This window comes from Agarivorans albus (assembly GCF_019670105.1).
Classification (GTDB): Bacteria; Pseudomonadota; Gammaproteobacteria; order Enterobacterales; family Celerinatantimonadaceae; genus Agarivorans; species Agarivorans albus.
In genome coordinates this window covers 274560-292908 of the sequence record NZ_AP023032.1, presented here as the reverse complement: position 1 = coordinate 292908, position 18349 = coordinate 274560, and the positions used below count along the sequence as shown (strand labels likewise).

Annotated in this window: 17 protein-coding genes; 8 read left to right on the top strand and 9 right to left on the bottom strand. The window is 46.2% G+C overall.

From position 1 onward, the window contains the following. Positions 1-33 precede the first annotated feature (33 nt). Together speB and K5620_RS01335 are read left to right on the top strand one after the other, a co-directional pair. Complete coding sequence (gene speB / locus K5620_RS01340; protein WP_016399832.1) at positions 34-957, top strand: agmatinase; 924 nt, start codon at positions 34-36, stop codon at positions 955-957. A 116-nt stretch (positions 958-1073) separates the two neighbouring features. Then, entirely contained in the window at positions 1074-1277 is a 204-nt protein-coding gene (locus K5620_RS01335; protein WP_016399833.1) for a hypothetical protein, read from the top strand. On the opposite strand, the gene K5620_RS01330 is transcribed toward K5620_RS01335, so the two are convergent. Beyond that, entirely contained in the window at positions 1255-2772 is a 1518-nt protein-coding gene (locus K5620_RS01330; protein WP_246612305.1) for an aldehyde dehydrogenase, read from the bottom strand. The genes K5620_RS01335 and K5620_RS01330 overlap by 23 nt on opposite strands. A 114-nt stretch (positions 2773-2886) precedes the next feature. Between K5620_RS01330 and K5620_RS01325 the strand changes: the two genes are divergently transcribed. From K5620_RS01325 to K5620_RS01310, 4 genes are all read left to right on the top strand, one after another. Then, entirely contained in the window at positions 2887-3609 is a 723-nt protein-coding gene (locus K5620_RS01325; RefSeq protein WP_016399835.1) for a glutamine amidotransferase-related protein, read from the top strand. A gap of 113 nt (positions 3610-3722) precedes the next feature. Next, positions 3723-5129, top strand: coding sequence for an efflux transporter outer membrane subunit (locus K5620_RS01320; protein ID WP_016399836.1), 1407 nt, complete (start codon positions 3723-3725; stop codon positions 5127-5129). Between the two features lie 8 nt (positions 5130-5137). Further along, positions 5138-6301, top strand: coding sequence for an efflux RND transporter periplasmic adaptor subunit (locus K5620_RS01315; RefSeq protein WP_016399837.1), 1164 nt, complete (start codon positions 5138-5140; stop codon positions 6299-6301). Positions 6302-6348: 47 nt separating this feature from the next. Next, positions 6349-9492, top strand: coding sequence for an efflux RND transporter permease subunit (locus K5620_RS01310; protein ID WP_016399838.1), 3144 nt, complete (start codon positions 6349-6351; stop codon positions 9490-9492). A gap of 72 nt (positions 9493-9564) precedes the next feature. Here the strand turns inward: K5620_RS01310 and K5620_RS01305 are convergent, their stop codons facing one another. After that, complete coding sequence (locus K5620_RS01305) at positions 9565-10389, bottom strand: HDOD domain-containing protein (protein WP_016399839.1); 825 nt, start codon at positions 10387-10389, stop codon at positions 9565-9567. Positions 10390-10561: 172 nt separating this feature from the next. On the opposite strand from K5620_RS01305, the gene K5620_RS01300 reads away from it, so the two are divergent. Beyond that, a complete protein-coding gene (locus tag K5620_RS01300) occupies positions 10562-10774 on the top strand; it encodes a hypothetical protein (protein WP_016399840.1) in 213 nt (70 codons plus the stop codon). Here K5620_RS01300 and K5620_RS01295 read toward each other — a convergent pair. Continuing rightward, complete coding sequence (locus K5620_RS01295; RefSeq protein WP_016399841.1) at positions 10766-11422, bottom strand: TetR/AcrR family transcriptional regulator; 657 nt, start codon at positions 11420-11422, stop codon at positions 10766-10768. The two genes, K5620_RS01300 and K5620_RS01295, sit on opposite strands and share 9 nt — an antisense overlap. A gap of 252 nt (positions 11423-11674) precedes the next feature. Here K5620_RS01295 and argA point away from each other — a divergent pair, with 252 nt between their 5' ends. Then, a complete protein-coding gene (argA, locus tag K5620_RS01290; RefSeq protein WP_016399842.1) occupies positions 11675-13006 on the top strand; it encodes an amino-acid N-acetyltransferase in 1332 nt (443 codons plus the stop codon). Between the two features lie 123 nt (positions 13007-13129). Here argA and K5620_RS01285 read toward each other — a convergent pair whose 3' ends face one another. From K5620_RS01285 to K5620_RS01260, 6 genes are all read right to left on the bottom strand, one after another. Beyond that, positions 13130-14149: a porin gene (locus K5620_RS01285; protein ID WP_016399843.1), complete on the bottom strand. Its 1020-nt coding sequence runs from the start codon at positions 14147-14149 to the stop codon at positions 13130-13132. Positions 14150-14360: 211 nt separating this feature from the next. Next, complete coding sequence (locus K5620_RS01280; RefSeq protein WP_016399844.1) at positions 14361-14954, bottom strand: hypothetical protein; 594 nt, start codon at positions 14952-14954, stop codon at positions 14361-14363. 58 nt (positions 14955-15012) lie between these two features. Further along, the gene (locus K5620_RS01275; protein WP_016399845.1) at positions 15013-15207 is read right to left on the bottom strand and encodes a DUF4250 domain-containing protein; all 195 of its coding nucleotides are present in this window, start codon (positions 15205-15207) and stop codon (positions 15013-15015) included. Between the two features lie 165 nt (positions 15208-15372). Further along, positions 15373-15630: a GrxA family glutaredoxin gene (locus tag K5620_RS01270; protein WP_016399846.1), complete on the bottom strand. Its 258-nt coding sequence runs from the start codon at positions 15628-15630 to the stop codon at positions 15373-15375. A 140-nt stretch (positions 15631-15770) separates the two neighbouring features. After that, the gene (locus tag K5620_RS01265; protein ID WP_084681670.1) at positions 15771-17069 is read right to left on the bottom strand and encodes a condensation domain-containing protein; all 1299 of its coding nucleotides are present in this window, start codon (positions 17067-17069) and stop codon (positions 15771-15773) included. 45 nt (positions 17070-17114) lie between these two features. Further along, positions 17115-18314 carry an MFS transporter gene (locus K5620_RS01260; protein ID WP_016399848.1) on the bottom strand — a complete coding sequence of 400 codons (1200 nt, stop codon included), beginning with the start codon at positions 18312-18314 and terminating at the stop codon, positions 17115-17117. Between the last annotated feature and the right edge of the window lie 35 nt (positions 18315-18349).

Sequence of the window (18349 nt, the reverse complement as noted above, 5' to 3'; positions counted from 1 at the left end):
AATTGTTAACTATTTTATAGCAAGGAATAAATAATGAGCACGCTTGCCGATCATCCCGATTACTCGCTGTACTCCAACGCAAATACCTTTCTACGGCAGCGCTTAGATCATCGTCCCGAACAAAGTGATGCCGACGTAGTAATCACCGGTCTGCCTTTTGACTTAGCCACAACCGGGCGCTCCGGTGCACGATTGGGTCCAGATGCCATTCGCCGCGCATCGGTCAACCTAGCTTGGGAAGAAAAGCGCTGGCCTTGGGATTTTAGTTTGCTTGAGCGAGTGAGTTTGGTTGATGCCGGTGACTTAGTTTTTGATTGTGGTGAGCAGGCACAGTTTGTAGAAAGGCTCGAAGTCTACGCCAAGCAGCTGCTGCAAGCAGGGAAAACCATGCTGAGCTTTGGTGGCGATCACTTTGTTACGCTGCCTCTGTTGCGCGCTCACGCACACTATCATGGAAAGTTAGCCTTGATTCACTTTGATGCCCACACCGATACCTACAGCGAAGGTAGCCGCTACGACCATGGCACCATGTTTTACCATGCGCCCAAAGAGGGCTTGATCGACCCCGCTCACTCAGTACAGGTAGGTATTCGCACCGAGTATGAGCGAGTTGGCCACCCATTCACTGTCATCGATGCTGACCAAGCTAATAACTTAAGCATTGAGCAAGTTGTAGCTAACATCCGTAAGCAAGTGGCAGGTTTGCCAGTCTATCTTAGCTTCGACATCGATTGTTTAGATCCCGCCTACGCGCCAGGCACCGGCACGCCAGTTGCTGGCGGCTTAAGCAGCAATCGAATTCTGCAAATCTTGCGTGGCTTAAAGGGTTTAAACCTTGTCGGCATGGACGTAGTAGAAGTAGCGCCCGCTTATGATAATAGCGAAGTGACAGCATTGACCGCAGCGACCATTGCAGTGGAATTATTACACCTTTGGGCTGATAAAAACCGCCCCTAACTATCTCTCTGGCCAATACAGCTATACTTGTAGTGACAAGCTAAGATAACTGGCAACATTTTATTGCCAGTGACATCTTGGCTTAGCCACCTCATTAGAATGTATAGGAGGATGCTATGAGTGATTGTTGTTTATTGCCCAAGGGCACCGACCTGATTAGAGCGGTTAAGTATATCGGCGAGCACCATTGTCATGATGCTCGCTCCTTAAACGATGTAGCGTTTCGTTTTGACTTGAACCCACTCGATCAACAGTTCATTTTAGAACACTTTATCGAGCAGCCCGATCCCATTAACGCTAAGTCAAATCAATCCAAGTAGACTTAAGCTCGGTGTATTTTTCTAGCGCATGCAAGGATTTGTCGCGCCCATTGCCAGACTGCTTAAAACCACCAAAGGGCATGGTCATATCACCGCCATCCCAATTGTTCACAAATACCGTACCCGCGCGCAAGGCACGTGAAGTGCGCACCGCAGTATTAATGTCACTGGTCCACAACCCGGCGGCTAAGCCATATTCGGTGTCGTTGGCTAAGGCAATGCCCTGCTCAAGCTCGTCAAACACTTGTATCACTAACACCGGACCAAATATTTCTTGTTTCACAATATCCAGCTTGGCATCTACATCATCAAAAATAGTTGGCTTGATGAAGTAGCCACCACTTTCCGGTAGAGCTTGCTCACCACCACATAACAGCTTGGCACCCTGCGCTTTTGCTTGATCTATAAATGCCAATACTCGCTGCATTTGTACTTCATCAACCATTGCCCCCATGCTGGTGTTGGGGTCCAGTGGGTTGCCCGGTTGCCAGTTATCAACAAGAGCTAGCATTTTATCTACTAAAGCTTTATGCACGCTACGATGCACGATAAGCCGAGACCCAGCAGTACACACTTCACCTTGATTATAAAAAATCGCAGCAACCGCAGTGGCTGCGGCTTTATCTAAATCGGCAACATCAGCACACACCAGATTCGGGCTCTTACCGCCACATTCCATAAAGGCACGCTTTAAGTTTGATTGCCCAGAGAACTCCACCAATTTTTTACCCACAGCAGTAGAGCCAGTAAAGGTAATGCAATCTACATCCATGTGCAGCGCCAACGCTTGCCCAGCGGTGTGCCCATACCCTGGCAGCACATTAAACACCCCGTCTGGAATACCCGCCTGTTTCGCCAGTTGCGCCAAATACAGTGCACTTAAGGGGGATTTTTCCGAAGGTTTTAAGATAACCGAGTTACCAGTGGCCAAGGCAGGTCCAATCTTCCACGAGGCCATCACTAAGGGAAAGTTCCACGGCACAATGGCTGCCACTACACCCAGCGCCTCTCGTGTGACTAATGCGAGAGCTTCGCTGGTAACTGGCGCGACTTCATCATAAACCTTATCTATCGCTTCACCATTCCAAGCAACACAGCGCGCGGCGGCAGGTGCATCGTAGGACAGAGCGTCTCCAATAGGTTTACCCATGTCTAGGCTTTCTAACAAAGCGAGTTGAGTTTGATGCTGCTCAATGAGTTGAGCAAAGGATTGTAGCTTTTGCTTTCGCTCGGCCGGCGGAAGGTTTGACCACACTCCACTTTGATAGGCTGTTCGTGCTGCGCTCACCGCCAATTCAACATCGGCAGCATCACACTCAGCCACCTCGGCTAGTACTTGTCCGGTCGCAGGGTTAATGCTGCTAAAGGTTATTCCTGATTGCGCATCCACAAACGCTCCGTTAATAAATGCCTTAGTGGGAAATTCCAATTCCCGCGCTTGTTGTTGCCAATAAGCTAGATCCTGCTGCGCCATGTTCCCTCCGGATGAATCCATCAACTGTTACCCAATAATGAACAAAACTACACAAATATTAAATTTTATTCCATACTTGATACAGTTTATTTAACAGCTTATGGTCAATATATAGCTATTCTTTAGGTTTTTACTATGCAAATTGCGATTCTAAATTGTGACCGAGTTGATAAGCAACTTGCTGAAATTCATGGTGAATATCCCGATATGTTCATCAAGCATCTGAGCGAACAAGATTCACAACTACAGTTTGAAGTGTTCAATGTACTTAACAGTGAGCTACCTAAGCTCAATCAATTTGATGGCTTTTTAATTACCGGCAGCCGACATAATGCCTACGATCAACAGCCGTGGATTTTACAATTAGTGGCTTGGGTACAGCAGTGTGAACAATTGCAGCGCCCCTTGGCAGGAATTTGTTTTGGTCATCAAATCATTGCTCGTGCACTAGAGGGCAAGGTTGAAAAATCAAGTGCGGGTTGGGGTTTAGGCGTGGCTAAAAACGCCCTTATTCAAGCGCCCACTTGGGCAGAGCCGACTGAGCAAGAAAGCTTATCCATCTTGGTGAGCCACCAAGACCAAGTAAGCGCTCTTCCAGCACAAGCCCAGTTGCTAGCCAGTAGCGACTTTTGCCCTAACTTTATGTTCCAAATTGGCCAACATACCTTTGCTATTCAAGGACATCCCGAGTTTCCGCTTGCCTACGCAGAAGCGCTTATTGATAAACGGCAAATGATCTTATCGCCTACTCAATTCGTTTTAGCTAAGACAAGTTTGGTACGTCCACTGGATGCAAAACTGGTCTTCTCTTGGATTTTGCAGCTTTATCGCTTGGGTCAAGCTAAACACCAGGTTTAGCCAAAGCAACTGTAAATAAAGGTAAAAGCTTTGCTAGAAGACTCGACAATGCAATCCAAGAAACGTTAAATAACACTAATAGTAAGGATTGAATCATAGGACATGGAATGCACGTGGCTAGTTGGGCTTGGATAACTCTACTTATTGTAAGTTTAAGCGCTTGCAGTATGAACGATACGCCTGCTCATGAACCGCATACTGTGGCCACAACCACCAGCTGGACCAGCGAATATCAGCAAGGTCAATTCAATCAACAGCGATTTGAGCAAGCCTTACCTAGTGACCTCCAAACCTTGATCACTGAAGCGCTAAGCAATAATCCCGCGTTACAACAACAAGGCTTCGCCCTTGACCAACAGCTTTACCAAGTAAAAATCCAAGATTCACAAAGCTGGCCAAATGTTGAAGCCTTCTTAACCGGCCAACGCAGTGGCAGCGATAGTAGCACCGCCACTCAACTGAGCGCAGGCCTAGATATTAGCTGGGAAATTGATTGGCTAGGAAAACTTGATGCCTTGCAACAAGCCGCAGTGTTAGATGCCAAAGTAAGCTTTGAACAATGGCAACAAGCGCAAATTCGCTTAGCCGCAAACACAGCGCAACAATGGTATAACGTGATAGAGGCTCAGCAGCAGCAACAGCTCATTGAAGAGCGTTACAACAACCTCAAAGCCAACCTGCAAATTATTGAAGAAAGCTATCAAAGCGGTTTAAACAGTGCCTTAGATGTTTACTTAGCGCGTGCTGACTTAAGTGCTTCTCAGGCCCAGCTAAACTCTCGAAACAATCAACTCACTCAAGCACAGCGCGAGCTAGAGCTACTGCTGGGTCGCTACCCCGGTGGTGACATCAAAGTAGCTGGGCAACTTAACGTGCCATTAGATGCTATACCAGCAGGCTTGCCCTCAGAGTTATTAATTCGACGCCACGACATTAAGGCAGCTCAATATCGGCTAGCCGCTGCCGACTTAAGGGTGTATGCCGCTTATCGTGACCGCTTCCCTAGCCTTACCCTCACTGCCAGTGGCGGCGCACAAAGCAGCCAACTCAACCAATTACTTAATGGCGAATCATTGGTGTGGTCTTTGTTTGCCGGAGTCACCGCGCCAATTTTTGATGCCGCTCGTCGCGAGAATCAGCAGCTTCAACAATATGCGGTTGCTCAAGGTTTAAACTCGGCATATTTAGAGCAAGTATTGGCAAGTTTTGGCGAAGTGGAAGAAAGCCTCACCCTCGAGCCTAGCCTATACCAAAATGCTCAGCTACTCGCCACCGCGGCCGAAGATTCTAAACAAGCTGAGTCTTTAGCCTTTGAAAATTACTTAGCCGGCTTAAATGAATACGTCACGGTATTGGAGTCGCAGCGCCGCGCCTTTGATGCCCAAAGCAGCGCTATTACTGCGCTTAACTTGCAGCTACAAAATCGTATCGAGCTTTACCTCGCCCTAGGTGGGCATCTCGAACAAGCACAAACCACTCGCGAGGCCTTTGCCTCCGAGCCATTATTTAAACTGGAGTGATGCCAATTATGGCCAAACTGATACGACTTAGCCTGCCTCTGTTGGTGATTATTATTGGCCTACTCATTAGCCAATACATCAAGGCAAACAAACCACAGGCTCAACGTAAACCGCAAGCAGAACTCGCTAAACTCGCGGTGGAAGTGAGTCCGCTCAGTTTGCAAAGTTATCAGGCCAGTGTTAGTTCCTTTGGAACCATTCGCCCGCATACCGAAAGTAACCTAGTCGCCCAAGTAGCTGGCAGTATTACCTATGTATCGGATAATTTTCGTGAGGGCGCTTTTTTTGAAAAAGGCGAAGTGCTACTTAAAATTGATGCCAGAGATTACCAAAATGCCATCACTATCGCCGAAGCCGAGTTACAAACTACCCAACTGCAATTAGCCGAAGAACAAGCCAAAGTAGAACAAGCCCTGCGTGACTGGAAACGCTTAGGCAAAGGCAAACCGGCCAACGATTTAGTCTTACGCAAACCCCAACTGGCCGCCCAAGAAGCCGCCATGGCCTCGGCCAAAGCCAAGTTAACTCGCGCTAAATTAGATTTAGAACGCACCGTGATCCGCGCCAGTTACGCCGGAAGAATTTTGGAAAAAAATGTCGAGTTGGGTGAATACGTTAGCAGTGGGAAAAACCTAGCGAGCAGCTACGCTGTCGATTATTTGGAAGTGCGTTTACCCTTAAGTTTGAACGAACAAAGCGTATTAAATATTCCTGAAAACTATCGTCGCAGTCAAAGCCCAGCCAGTAAACCTCTAGTAGATTTAAGCACTAACTTTGGCGCTAAAGAATACCATTGGCAAGCTAAGGTAGAACGCAGTGAAGCAGCCCTAGATAGCGCCAGCAGGCAACTCTTTGTAGTGGCAAAAATTGATGACCCTTACGGCCCCGCCAACGAAAACAAACCGGCGCTTAAAATTGGCCAGTTTGTCAGCGCGCAAATTCAAGGAAAAACCTTGGAGCAAGTATTTATTATCCCTCGCAGCGCTCTCTATTCGGGGCAACAAGTGATTGTATTGGAAGATGGATTACTACAAAGAAAATCAGTCAATATTCTGTGGCAAGATCAGCAAAGTTATATTGTGAACGGCGGCATTGAAGCCGGCCAAATGTTAGTAACTACGCCCCTTGGCAGGGTAATTAGTGGTACCCCCGCTAAGCCCATAGGAGCTTAAATCATGCAGCAAATTACCCAACCAATCCCCTTAGGGAGAGAACTATTATGCATGGCTTAATTGCTTGGTTCACTCGCAATCATGTTGCCGCTAACTTGCTAATGGTGCTAATCGTCGGCTTAGGTTTATATTCGGCAAAATTTCGCTTGCCACTGGAAGTATTTCCCGAGTTCGAACTAGACATGGTAAATGTGAGCATCGCTTTACCAGGTTCTAGCCCAGAGGAGAGCGAAGAAAGCCTAGCCATTCGCATAGAAGAAGCGATTAGCGACATTGAAGGTATCGACCAAATATCTTCAGTCTCGCAAGAAGGCGCTGCTCGGGTGAGCGCCGAGATTAACTCTCGCTACGATACTCGCGATGTAATGAGCGATATTAAGTCACGTATCGATGCGATTAATACCTTCCCTAGCGATGCAGAGCGCCCAGTAGTAAGCCTTACCCAGCGTAAGCGAGAAACCATTACCGTTGCCGTCTCCGGCGACTTAGCCCATAGCGAATTGCGCTTAGTAGCGGAATCGATTCGTGATGAACTATTGCAGCTACCCGAGCTCACTCAGGTCGAGCTGGATTCTGTAGCCCCCTACGAGATCTCTATCGAAGTCTCCGAGCAAAAGCTGCGCGAATATGGCCTAGAGCTTAGTAAAGTTGCTCAAACCATTAGCCAAGCTTCGCTAGATTTATCTGCAGGTTCGGTGAAAACTCAGGGCGGTGAGATATTACTGCGCACCAAAGGCCAAGCTTATGTAGGTGATGAGTTTGCCAATCTACTAATTATTAGTCGCGCCGATGGCACCCGCATTCGCTTATCAGACATTGCTACAGTGGTAGATGGCTTTGAAGAAACTCCCATCGAGAACCGCTTCAATAACCAACCTGCAGTAATGATTGAGGTGTACCGAGTTGGCGATCAAAGTGCCATTGCCATCTCCGATGCGGTGAAGCAATACATCAGCGATAAGCAGTCTTATTTGCCGCAGGGCATTTCGCTAAACTATTGGCGAGACAGTGCCAAAATCGTAAAAGCTCGTTTAAACACCCTAAAAAACAGTGCCATTCAAGGCTGTTTATTGGTGGCGTTGTTACTGGCAATCTTCCTACGGCCCGCGATTGCGGTTTGGGTATGTATAGGTATTCCCATTAGCTTTATGGGAGGCCTGTTGCTGATGCCAACCATGGATGTCACCATCAACATTATCTCGCTGTTTGCCTTTATCATGGTGCTGGGGATCTTAGTAGACGATGCCATTGTCACCGGTGAGAATATATATACCCATCTAAAAGCGGGTGAGGAGCCCTTGCATGCGGCGATTAAAGGCACGCAAGAAGTTGCTGTGCCGGTTACTTTTGGCGTACTCACCACCATTGCTGCTTTTATGCCATTAATGATGATTGAAGGCGTTCGCGGCAAAATATTTGCGCAAATTCCACTGATTGTTATTCCGGTACTGCTGTTTTCTTTGGTGGAATCAAAATTAATTTTGCCCGCCCACTTAAAACACATCAAACCGGCAAGTAATAATCCGGGGCGTTTTAGCTATTGGCAAAACCGTTTTGCTAATGGCTTTGAAGCGGCTATTTTAAAGTTTTATAAGCCGCTGCTAAAAGCTGCTCTATCTCGACGGCTACTAAGTGCGGCCATCGCCATTAGTATCTTTGTAGTGGTGTTGTCTTTAGCGACAGCTGGCTGGGTACGTTTTATTTTCTTCCCTAGAGTTCCTAGTGAAACCGCCCGTGCCACCTTAGTAATGCCGGCGGGCACCGCCTTTAATACTACCGATGATTACATTAATCGCATGCTCGGTGCCGCCCTAGAATTACAAGAAAAATACCGTGACCAAGAAACTGGCGATAGCGTTATTCTGAATATTTTGGCCACCAGTGGTTCTAGCGGTGGCTCGGGTAGTGGCCAAAGTAATAAAGGCCGAGTGGTATTTGAAATAGAGCCGCCCGAGTCACGCACTAACCCAATTAGCAGTGGCGATTTAGTCAGAGAATGGCGACAACTCATCGGTAGCCTGCCTGGCGCAGAAAGCCTAACCTTTAGGGCCGAAATAGGCCGCGGTGGCTCACCCTTAGATGTGCAATTCAGCAGTAACGATTTTGCGGCGATGGCGCAGGTTGCCGACCTTACCAAGCAAAAACTACAAGAATACCCCGCGGTATTTGATGTTGAAGACAGCCTGGCCGACGGCAAACTAGAGCTACAACTAAACATTAAACCACAAGCCCAAGCGCTAGGGTTGAGCTTAAATGATTTAGCCCAACAGGTAAGAAGTGCATTTTTTGGTTATCAAGTGCAGCGCATTCAACGTGGCCGTGAAGATGTAAAAGTATACGTTCGCTATCCCGCCAGTGAACGTCGCTCACAGTACAACCTCAATAACATGCTTATTCGTACCCCCGATGGGGCCGAGTTACCTTTTAGTGAAGTGGCCAGCGTTACCCCTTCACAAAGCCCAGCCACGATTACTCGCATAGACCGCTTACGCACCCAAAATATCCGGGCCGACGTGAACAAAGAGCAAGCCAATATTGAGGTGATTAAAACTGAACTGCAGCAATGGCTCAGCCAAACTTTGGTGGCCTACCCACAGGTAAATGCTAGTCTAGAAGGCGAAGCCAAAGAACAACGAGAATCCTTTAGCAGTTTAGGCTTTGGCTTGTTGTTTGTACTGTTTGTAATCTATGGCTTGTTGGCGATTCCATTTGGCTCCTATTGGCAACCCTTAGTAGTTATGTCGATCATTCCCTATGGCGCAGTGGGTGCAGTATTAGGTCACATGATTATGGGCATGCCATTAACCATTATGAGCATGATGGGCATGCTGGCGCTGACTGGTGTGGTGGTAAACGACAGCCTAGTATTGGTGGACTACATTAATCGCCAACGTAAAAAAGGGGTGGACTTAATGAGCGCTGTAGCCAATGCCGGCGTGGCCCGTTTTAGAGCAGTAATTCTCACCTCGCTCACCACTTTTGCAGGCTTAATGCCGCTAATTTTCGAGAAAAGTACCCAAGCGCAATTTTTGATCCCCATGGCGGTATCGTTAGGCTTTGGCATTATCTTCGCCACCATGATCACTTTGTTGATTGTGCCAGTTAACTACCTGTTGTTAGAAGACGCCCAACGAGCACTAAAACAAGCCAAGCAGTGGTGGCTACGAGGGTTTGAATCTCCCACTAACTAAACCAAATAACATAGCTCAAACAAAAAAGGGATTAGCTTGGCTAATCCCTTTTTAGTCTAAACAGACTTATGTTTAAGCTACGCTGGTCGCAACCATTTGCTCGCCTTGCTCTACTGCGTCGGCAATAAATTCGGTCACCTTCTGTTTATCAACCCCCACCACTTCACACAAAGGAGCAGGTAAGTTGTTGGCCACCGTTTCACTACTTAAACCGGCGTTAAGCGCATGGTGAGCAAAAATGGCCAAGCGGATTAGTACCGCTGGCTTAGACACTTCTTCAAAATCCATTGGATTAAGCTGCTGCTCAATGGCATCGGTGATTACTGGAGAAAAGTTCCAACGGCGCGCTAGCTCTCCACCAATTTGCGCATAATCTAAACCTAGGGTTTGGCGTTGTGCCGACACCCGCGTTTCCCCAGTTTCTAAGCTCAACTCAATTAAGCCCGCTTCTTCAGGTGTTGCACTGGCTATTAGTAATTCACCAAAGTTGTGTAACATGCCGCAGGTAAACGCCATTTCCGGTTCAATGTCGGTGCTTTTTGCTAAAGCCTGCGCTAGCAACGCCACATACATGGCTTGGCTCCAGAACTGCTGTTGGTCGAAGTTTTTGCTTGGCATCATGCCATTTAAACCCGCAGCAACCACCAATGAACGAACCCGCTTTAGACCTAAACGAATAGCCGCAGCTTCAATAGAGTCAATTTGTTTAATGCCGCGAAACGCCGCCGAGTTGGCCATTTTAAGTACGTTGGCACCCAAAGATTGATCAGTAGCGAGCTTTTTACCCAACTGATGTAAATCGACATTCTCATCGTTAATGCTGGTCAGCAATTCCTGCATAATTTGCGGCATCACTGGCAGTTTTTTTACCTGCTGGAAAAAGGCTTCCAGTTCCATGGATTACTCCCTAAAAAAATAATGTGAAGCACTGCATGCTTTCACTTACCAATTGGTCAAAAATTGAGCGCCATTTCACATTGGTGTAACAAGCTGACTTGTTTATCACCAAATTGACCCACACTGAATCTTATATGCAGAATAGTTTGACCTTATAGGCGCGGAAAATACAGTGACGATCGCACAAAATGGCAGGAAAACTTGGCCGAGCTGTAAACCTATTACTCAAGGTTTGTCAGAACAGGTACTAAAAGAATTAATTTTAGGAAACAAAACCTTAGATTACGGTTCGTGGTTACATTGCTTAGGTGCAGAACGCTTGGTTGACGAGCAAGAATACCCCAGTGCCAGCCAAGCGCATATTGTCAGTGACGCCTTAGCGTAAAAACTGCTCCGGTACTTCGCCTAACAACACCATTTCACGCACTTCATTTAACATCACTTGAAACCAAGTAAATTGATGTTGATGTTCTTCGGCGCTAAAACCGATTGTTCCCGCCATAAAGTTTCGAGTGAAACCATACAAATACAAACAAACACTGGTTAGGGCTTCATCATCCCACTTTGAGCCGTTTTCAATAAACGAACGTTTACTGTGGAGTATTACAATCTCGCGGTGCCAATACTCTAAGGCTTTAAAATCTTGATCATGAGTGAACAGTTCATGAAAACTCACCAACATAACATCGGTTTCTGGTAGCTGATTAATCAGAAACTGGGTGCTGTCTTTGTACTCTACGATGTTACCAACAACTTGTTGAAAGTTGTGCTCTGCAACAACCAGCTGGACCTTTTCAAACCAACGCTTAGCGAGGGCAAAAAAGATCGCATCTTTGTTCTTAAAGAAACGGTATAAAGAAGCAATGTCGATCTCGGCATATTGAGCAATAAGGTTGGTATTTACCGATGCCATACCTTGCTCTTTGATAAGAGACAAGGTGCTATCTAGGATGTGCTCCACTAGTCGCCTGGTTCGCTCTTGGCTTGGCTGCTTACGCATCGCCAGATGCTCAGGTACGACATAGTTTTCCATATTCACCCTCTCATTGATAAAAATATCATCTAAATTCCATCAGCTAATCCAGATTAAATGAAGCCTAGCTGAGATAATACAGCAGCTTATACTCCACATAGCTTAACTAAACAACTCTTGCATAAGATAACTGTGTATAAGTTTTGTCATGAAGAAAAACATATTGCTCGACAATGCTAAGGAATATGCAACAATACACAAATATCTGACTCATTAGTCAGATCTAGTAGCTAGTTATTCACGGAGAAGAATTTGGACCGCTCGGCCGAAGATTTAGTCAACTGGTTTCGTCAGTCGGCGCCTTATATTAATGCCCACCGAGGCAAAACCTTTGTTGTAATGCTTAGTGGCGAAGCCAGCAGCAGTGGCAATTTTAGCAACATCATTCAAGATATCGCGCTACTTAAAACCCTTGGGGTGAAAATAGTATTGGTATGCGGCGCTCGACCACAAATCGATGGTCTGATTGCAGCACATCAACATAGTTGTTTGTTTGCTGGTGAACAGCGTATCACCGACGAGCGTAGCCTTAACATCATTAAGCAAGCAGTTGGCCAAATCCAAATGGATATTGAAGCCCAGCTGTCTATGGGTTTGGTGAATTCACCTTTGCATCAGGCGCACATTAACGTGGTGCGTGGCAACTTTGTGGTAGCTCAACCCATTGGCGTAGAAGATGGCATCGACTTTTTGCACACCGGTAAGGTGCGACGCATTAACCATCAGAGTATTAAACGCCAGTTGGATCATGGCGAAATAGTCATGGTGTCGCCATTAGGCGTTTCCGTAACTGGCGAACTGTTTAATATCTGTTCAGAAGACATTACCACCGAAATAGCGGTTTCTTTAAAAGCGGACAAAGTGATTTACTTCTGCCCCGAGCAAGGCATTCACAACGATAAAGGTCAATTGGTAAGCGAACTGTTGCCCGACACGGCTAATCAGCTGATGCGCTCTGAGCCCTTTCTTCGAGAAACCGACAAAGACACGCTTCGCTACTTACGCGCGGCTATCCAGTGTAGTGATAGAGGCATTGATCGTTGCCACTTAGTGAGCTATCAGCAAGATGGCGCGCTACTGCAAGAGCTCTATACCCGTGATGGCAGTGGAACCCAGCTAGTTCAATACAGTTATGAGCGGGTGCGCGAAGCAAGGCTTGATGACATTAATGGCATTATCGAGTTAATAAGACCACTAGAAGAAGAAGGCATACTAGTGCGTCGCTCACGCGAATTGCTGGAGATGGAAATTGAACGATTTACCATTGTAGAGCGCGACGGCATGATCATTGGCTGTGCTGCACTTTATGCCTTTGAACAAGAAAACATTGGCGAACTGGCCTGTTTAGTTAGCCACCCGCAATATCGTCAAGCTAGCCGTGGCGATCGCTTATTGCAAGCGATTGTAAAACGCGCTCGACAACAAGGCTTAAGCAAGTTGTTTGTGCTAACCACTAAAAGCATTCATTGGTTTAGAGAGCGCGGCTTTGCACCTGCCGATTTTGAAGATCTTCCTACCGAAAAGCAGGCTATCTACAACCTGCAACGACGCTCTAAGATCTTAATGATGGATATCACTCACTAAGCCTTATTGCTGAGTAGCCAAAAACAAAAAACCAGCTCTAGATAGAGCTGGTAAAAAGACAAACATACACAAGATAATAAGGAAACACGCTAAGTAGGCGCTTAGCGTGTTGACTACATTTCCTTAGAAGTCGTAGCGTGCTGCGAAGTGGAATTCGTTTTCAGCGTCGTCGATGTTGTTGATTTGGTAAGCAGCTACAATGCGTAGTTGCTTAGTCAGGTCGTAACGACCTTCGATAGTGTAGTAATCAACAGCGTCGTATTTAGCTTGGCCTTCGTTTTCAACTTCAGCTTTGTTCCACATTGCTTGCGCGCGGAAAGCTTTAGTGAACTTGTAACCAGCAACTAACTCGTAACCTGTGTGCTCGTTCTTAGCGTCAGAACCGTGCAATTTAAAGGCTTTGTTGTTTTCACCCATTGAGTAGTTAAGTGCAGCGTAAACACCGTTAGCGTCGTAGTTAACACCAACTAGTGCCATTGTGCTGTCTTTAGCATCGCCATTGTTAGCAATGTTGTAACCAGCACCTAGGCCTAAACCAAAGTCGAAGCCGTAAGCTACAGCGATACCGTAAGCAGAGTTGTCTTGGCTAGCGCCAGTAGTCTCGTCTTTTTGGTTATCGTTAAACTTGTAAGAAGCGTGGATGTCGAAGTTATTGAACTCGCCAGCGTACTTAAGAACGCTGTCTGAACGGCCAATACCTTCTTCACGGCTAGAGCTGATACCAATCGCAGAGTTACCGTAAGGGTTAACGTAGCTTGAATCAGTCCAATCGGCTACTAGCTCTAAAGCACCGTAGTTACGACCGAAAGTTACTTCACCAAAGTCGCCACCGAAGCCAGCGTAAGCTAAACGTGCTTTAGTAGCTGAAGTGTTGTCACCTTCGCCGTTGTTTTCCATTTGTAGCTCGTAGCGACCAAGAGCGTAGCTTGACTCACCAAACTGAGATTTAACTTTAGCGCCAAAACGAACGTATTGGTCAGCACCAAAGTTGTCAGATTTACCAGCATCGTCACCAGCAGTGTAACCAGCGTATACACGGCCATATAGGTCAACAGCGTGTTTTTCATCTTCGTAAACTTTAGCAGCGTTAGCTGAACCAGAAGCAGCGGCAACCGCCAGAGCGATAATAGTAAGCTTTTTCATTTTAATCCCTAAAAAAGTGTGAAGTACATCAAGTAAAAGTTGAACAAATCTTAGGGTTGAAAAATGACAGCTAGGTGACTGAAGTATTAAAGATTAATGACAGCGGAACTTTATTGAATAGTTTGTAAGAGTTTATTTTTTAAGCAGTTTATTTAGTAAGTGCTGATATTTTTCAGCACTTACCAGAAGATTATGTCGTTAGCGGGCGAGGTTAAAATCGGTAATTTAGCCCCAAATTTAAGCCCAATTGGGACCAGTAACTACCCACAAAAGTAACTTGGCAACCAGGGCCACACTCTATCTTGGTACCTTCGTTTACAAAGGTGCTATATAGACGGCCTTCTAGTTTTAAATCGAGGTTTTCAGTGAGGTGGTAAAAGTAACCACCACCTAAGCTAATAGAAAAGCGTTGGGTATCACTACCTGGGCTGGCAGCAAAATGGGTAACACCAGCGCCACCGCTAGCAAAGGTTTCAAAGTTTTCATATTGCCATCGGCGTGATGCGGTTAAATGAGCATATACCACGTCAACATCGGTAGTGGCCGAGTCGTCCATCTCGGTGTTTTGCCAAGACACCAGCGCTCCCACGTAATTTTCGTAAGTCTCACGTTTGCGGTTTTCGCCACGACTAGTAGCAAAATCAAAGGCGGCCATATAAGAAGGAGCCGAACGAACCGAATAGGTCTGTTCAGTGTCTAGGTCGGTCATTTCGCCGCCAAAGGTATAGCCAGCACCAATGCTTACATCCGCGAGTGCGGGCAGCGAAACACAGCACGCCAATAATAATCCTATTTTTCTTAGCATCAGTCACCTCCTGTTAGACACATCAACAGTGTCTAACATTCAGTAACTTAAGCCAAGTTTAAATCGCCTTAAATTGATTGGTTATCACATCGTAATGGTAACCAATGGTTTCTAACCGGCGCGCTAAAGAGCGCTCTTCAAAACCAAAGGTTAAGGCTAGGTCTTCTAGGCTATTGCACTCTAAGCGCAGTTTCTCATTCACAATACCTAATAAGATGTTGGCTTCGAGGTTCAACATATAGCTCGCATCCATAATTAACTCCTCATCTATTGGCTACATCGAGTTAATTTGAGCTTAGTTAAACAATCGTCACTTTTGTAGCTAAGCGCTAGCAACAATGCTGTATTTTTTTGTTTACTTAAGTAGTGGGCAACAAAAAGCCCGGCGAGTGCCGGGCTTTAATGAGGTAATCTTGTATTAGATATCAAACTGTTCGCGCATTAGTGCTTCATACTCGGTACATCCGCCAACGTGTTTCTCGTCAACAAAAATCTGCGGTACAGTTTCAACCGGCTTACCTACAGTTTTTTCAAGATCGGCTTTTGAGATGCCTTCAGCATGAATATCAACATAACGGTAGTTATAGTCTTCGTGTGCTTCGCTTAATTGCTCGGCGATCTGCTTGGCACGAACACAATAAGGGCAACCAGGACGACCAAAAATTACTGCAAACATCTTAAACTCCAAAACCAATGTGAATTAGCCCTACTATAGCGGCTAGCTACTAAATAAAAAAATCGAATATTTCACTGTTAGCGATAGGTACTAGCTATCAAATCTTATAGACCTCGTCTGTTAGCGTTATCTTTCATCACTCAACGCTCTTCAATTAAGCCTAACAAACCTTGTTTAAGCAAACTGCTAAAGTCGTTACGCATTGCTTGATCAACCATCGGTTCAACACAATTAACCGTAAGACTTAATCCGCCAGCGACACTTTGCGCGCCAAGCCAAAATATGGCCCCTACCAAATGCTGCGCGGCAGTAAAATAGTATTGCTGGGGAACTAAACCAGAATCTTCCAAAGAGTCAAACACCGGCTCTAAAGGCCCAAGATTAGATAGGTGTAAACAATTGAACCTGCCTGCTACTTGTTGTATTTCATCATCGGCACGGCGTGGTGCCTGCGCCTCCCACCAATTGTCGTTACACGACACCAAGTGCAGACCAGAGTCGACTTTCTCTTTATAGGCCTGTTTAATTTTCTGAGCGCGTTGCCAAAAGCCTTGCGATGAATCGCTAGCCACTTCAAACGAAAACATAGAAACATAACAAGCTAGTTCTTGCTGATTTACCGGTGGTTCAACTATTGGTCGAACATTGGCATTACCGCCTGCACTTACTTTACTCACTGGTGAACGAGCAATCTTTGCGGCTACTTCAATCGCTGCGCAATAAAGCGTAATGGTAAGGCTCACTTGATGCTTGCGGCTTATCGCCAATAAACGCTGCGATTGTTGCTGGCTAAAATTCAACAGCTCCAGTTTATTCTGTTGGTTTTGCGTTAAACCAGCTTGGTTTAGCCATACTCCAGCCTGAGCCGGACTAATGGGAGTGGCAAAAGGGTTATCGTCAGGCGAGTACTCATCCATGGCCAAGGCTTGGTGAACGCCAGCGCGAATACTTAAGCGCTGAATATCTGGCACTTTTTGTTGAGCCACTTGCTGGTGCCGCTCTAACCACTCAGCTAACAAAGAAGCTGACGACAAGCCATCACAAATACTGTGATGCATGCTAATCACCAGCGCCGATTGCTGCTGACCTAACAAAACCGATACCCGCCAAAGCGGACCGCCAACGTTGAGCGGAGTATTAGTTTGTTGCTGCATGGTGTCTCGCAGTGCTTGAGAAAATGGCAGCTTGCTTTCATCAATTTCTGCCACTTCAAGTTCTGGCTGGCTAGAACACTCTTGCCACTGCCATTGCTGCGCCACTTGTTTTAAACACAGTGACAAAAACGGGTGGCGAAGTTGCAATAACTGATGGATTCGCGGAATAAAGTGAGTGTTTATCTTACCTGTCACTGTCACCGCATTCACCACCAACATGGCACCCGTGCTGGTTAATTCGGCAAACAAAGACTCGGTTTTTCCCAATTGGCGAATCGTCATCATAACCCCCTAAAGCAAGTAAACTGCAGATAACTCAATAAGCAGCAATCATTGCATAGTTGGCGCTTTCACTTTCACTATCTGGATCACCATGTTGAGTATTAAGGCTAAAGCCATCACGCTAAATATGATCGCCATCGCACTTGGGCTCGGCATAAAGGCGGTGGTTAAGCCACCAACGGCTAAGGCGGTAAGGGTCATCTGCGTTGTGCCACTTAGGGCAGACACCGTGCCAGCTTGCCCCGAAAAGTGGCCAAACAAACCAGATTGAGAAATAGGATAAATAGCCCCTACGCTAATGCTGATCAAACTCATCGCTACAATCACCCAAATTAACGTGCTTGCATGAGTGAGCAATATAAACGCTGCAATAAAAGGCAGCACCGACGCTAGCAGCAAAATGTGTTGCTCTGGCCAGCGACCATTAAAGCGGCGAGTAAAAGCACTACCCAAAGCCAAACCTGCAGCCGGGATTATCATCACTAAACCAAAATCATCAGCCGACAAACCAAAGCCATGTTGCAATACAAAAGGTGCGCTACTAATCATGTACATCAAACCAATACTGGCGATCCAAGCAAAGCTAGAGTAATGAATAAAGTGGCGATCGAGGGCCAAGCTTAAGTAGTCGTTTGCCACACGGTTCAAATTTAGCGGCGGGCCAACTTCTGTTTGGGTTTCAGGCAATAGCTTGGCAGCAATAATCAGTAAACTCGCGCCAGCAATCCCAATGATCACAAATAGATAGTGCCAGCCCCAATAAGCCGTCACTATGCCACCAATAACCGGACCTAAAACGGGAATAACCGACGCAGCCATGCCCAACCAAGCAAAACCATGCTTTAGCTCTTTACCGCGATAACTGTCACTAATTAAGCAGCGGGCCAGTATCTGGTTACTGCCTGCGCCTAAACCTTGAATAAGTACACCAGCTAATAACAAATCAAGATGATTAAAGCCCAAAAACGTGAGTAGGTTACCCAGCAGGAAAACTGCCTGCCCCATCCAAAATACCCGTCGCCTGCCATAACTATCGGCTAGCGGGCCATAAAATAGTTGGGATATGCCCAAGCCCAAAATAAACACCACAATAAGGCGCTGCACTAAATGCTCTTCTACCGCAAAATGCGTGGCCATTTCTGGTAAGGCAGGCGCCAGCAAGCCATTGGTTAACTGAGAACAAGCAATAAAGGCAATAGAAAAAAACAGCGGGACTCGCGAATAGCTCACTAATAAACTCCAATACATCAGCGTTCTTCATTGTAAATCAAAGCCAAAAGCGG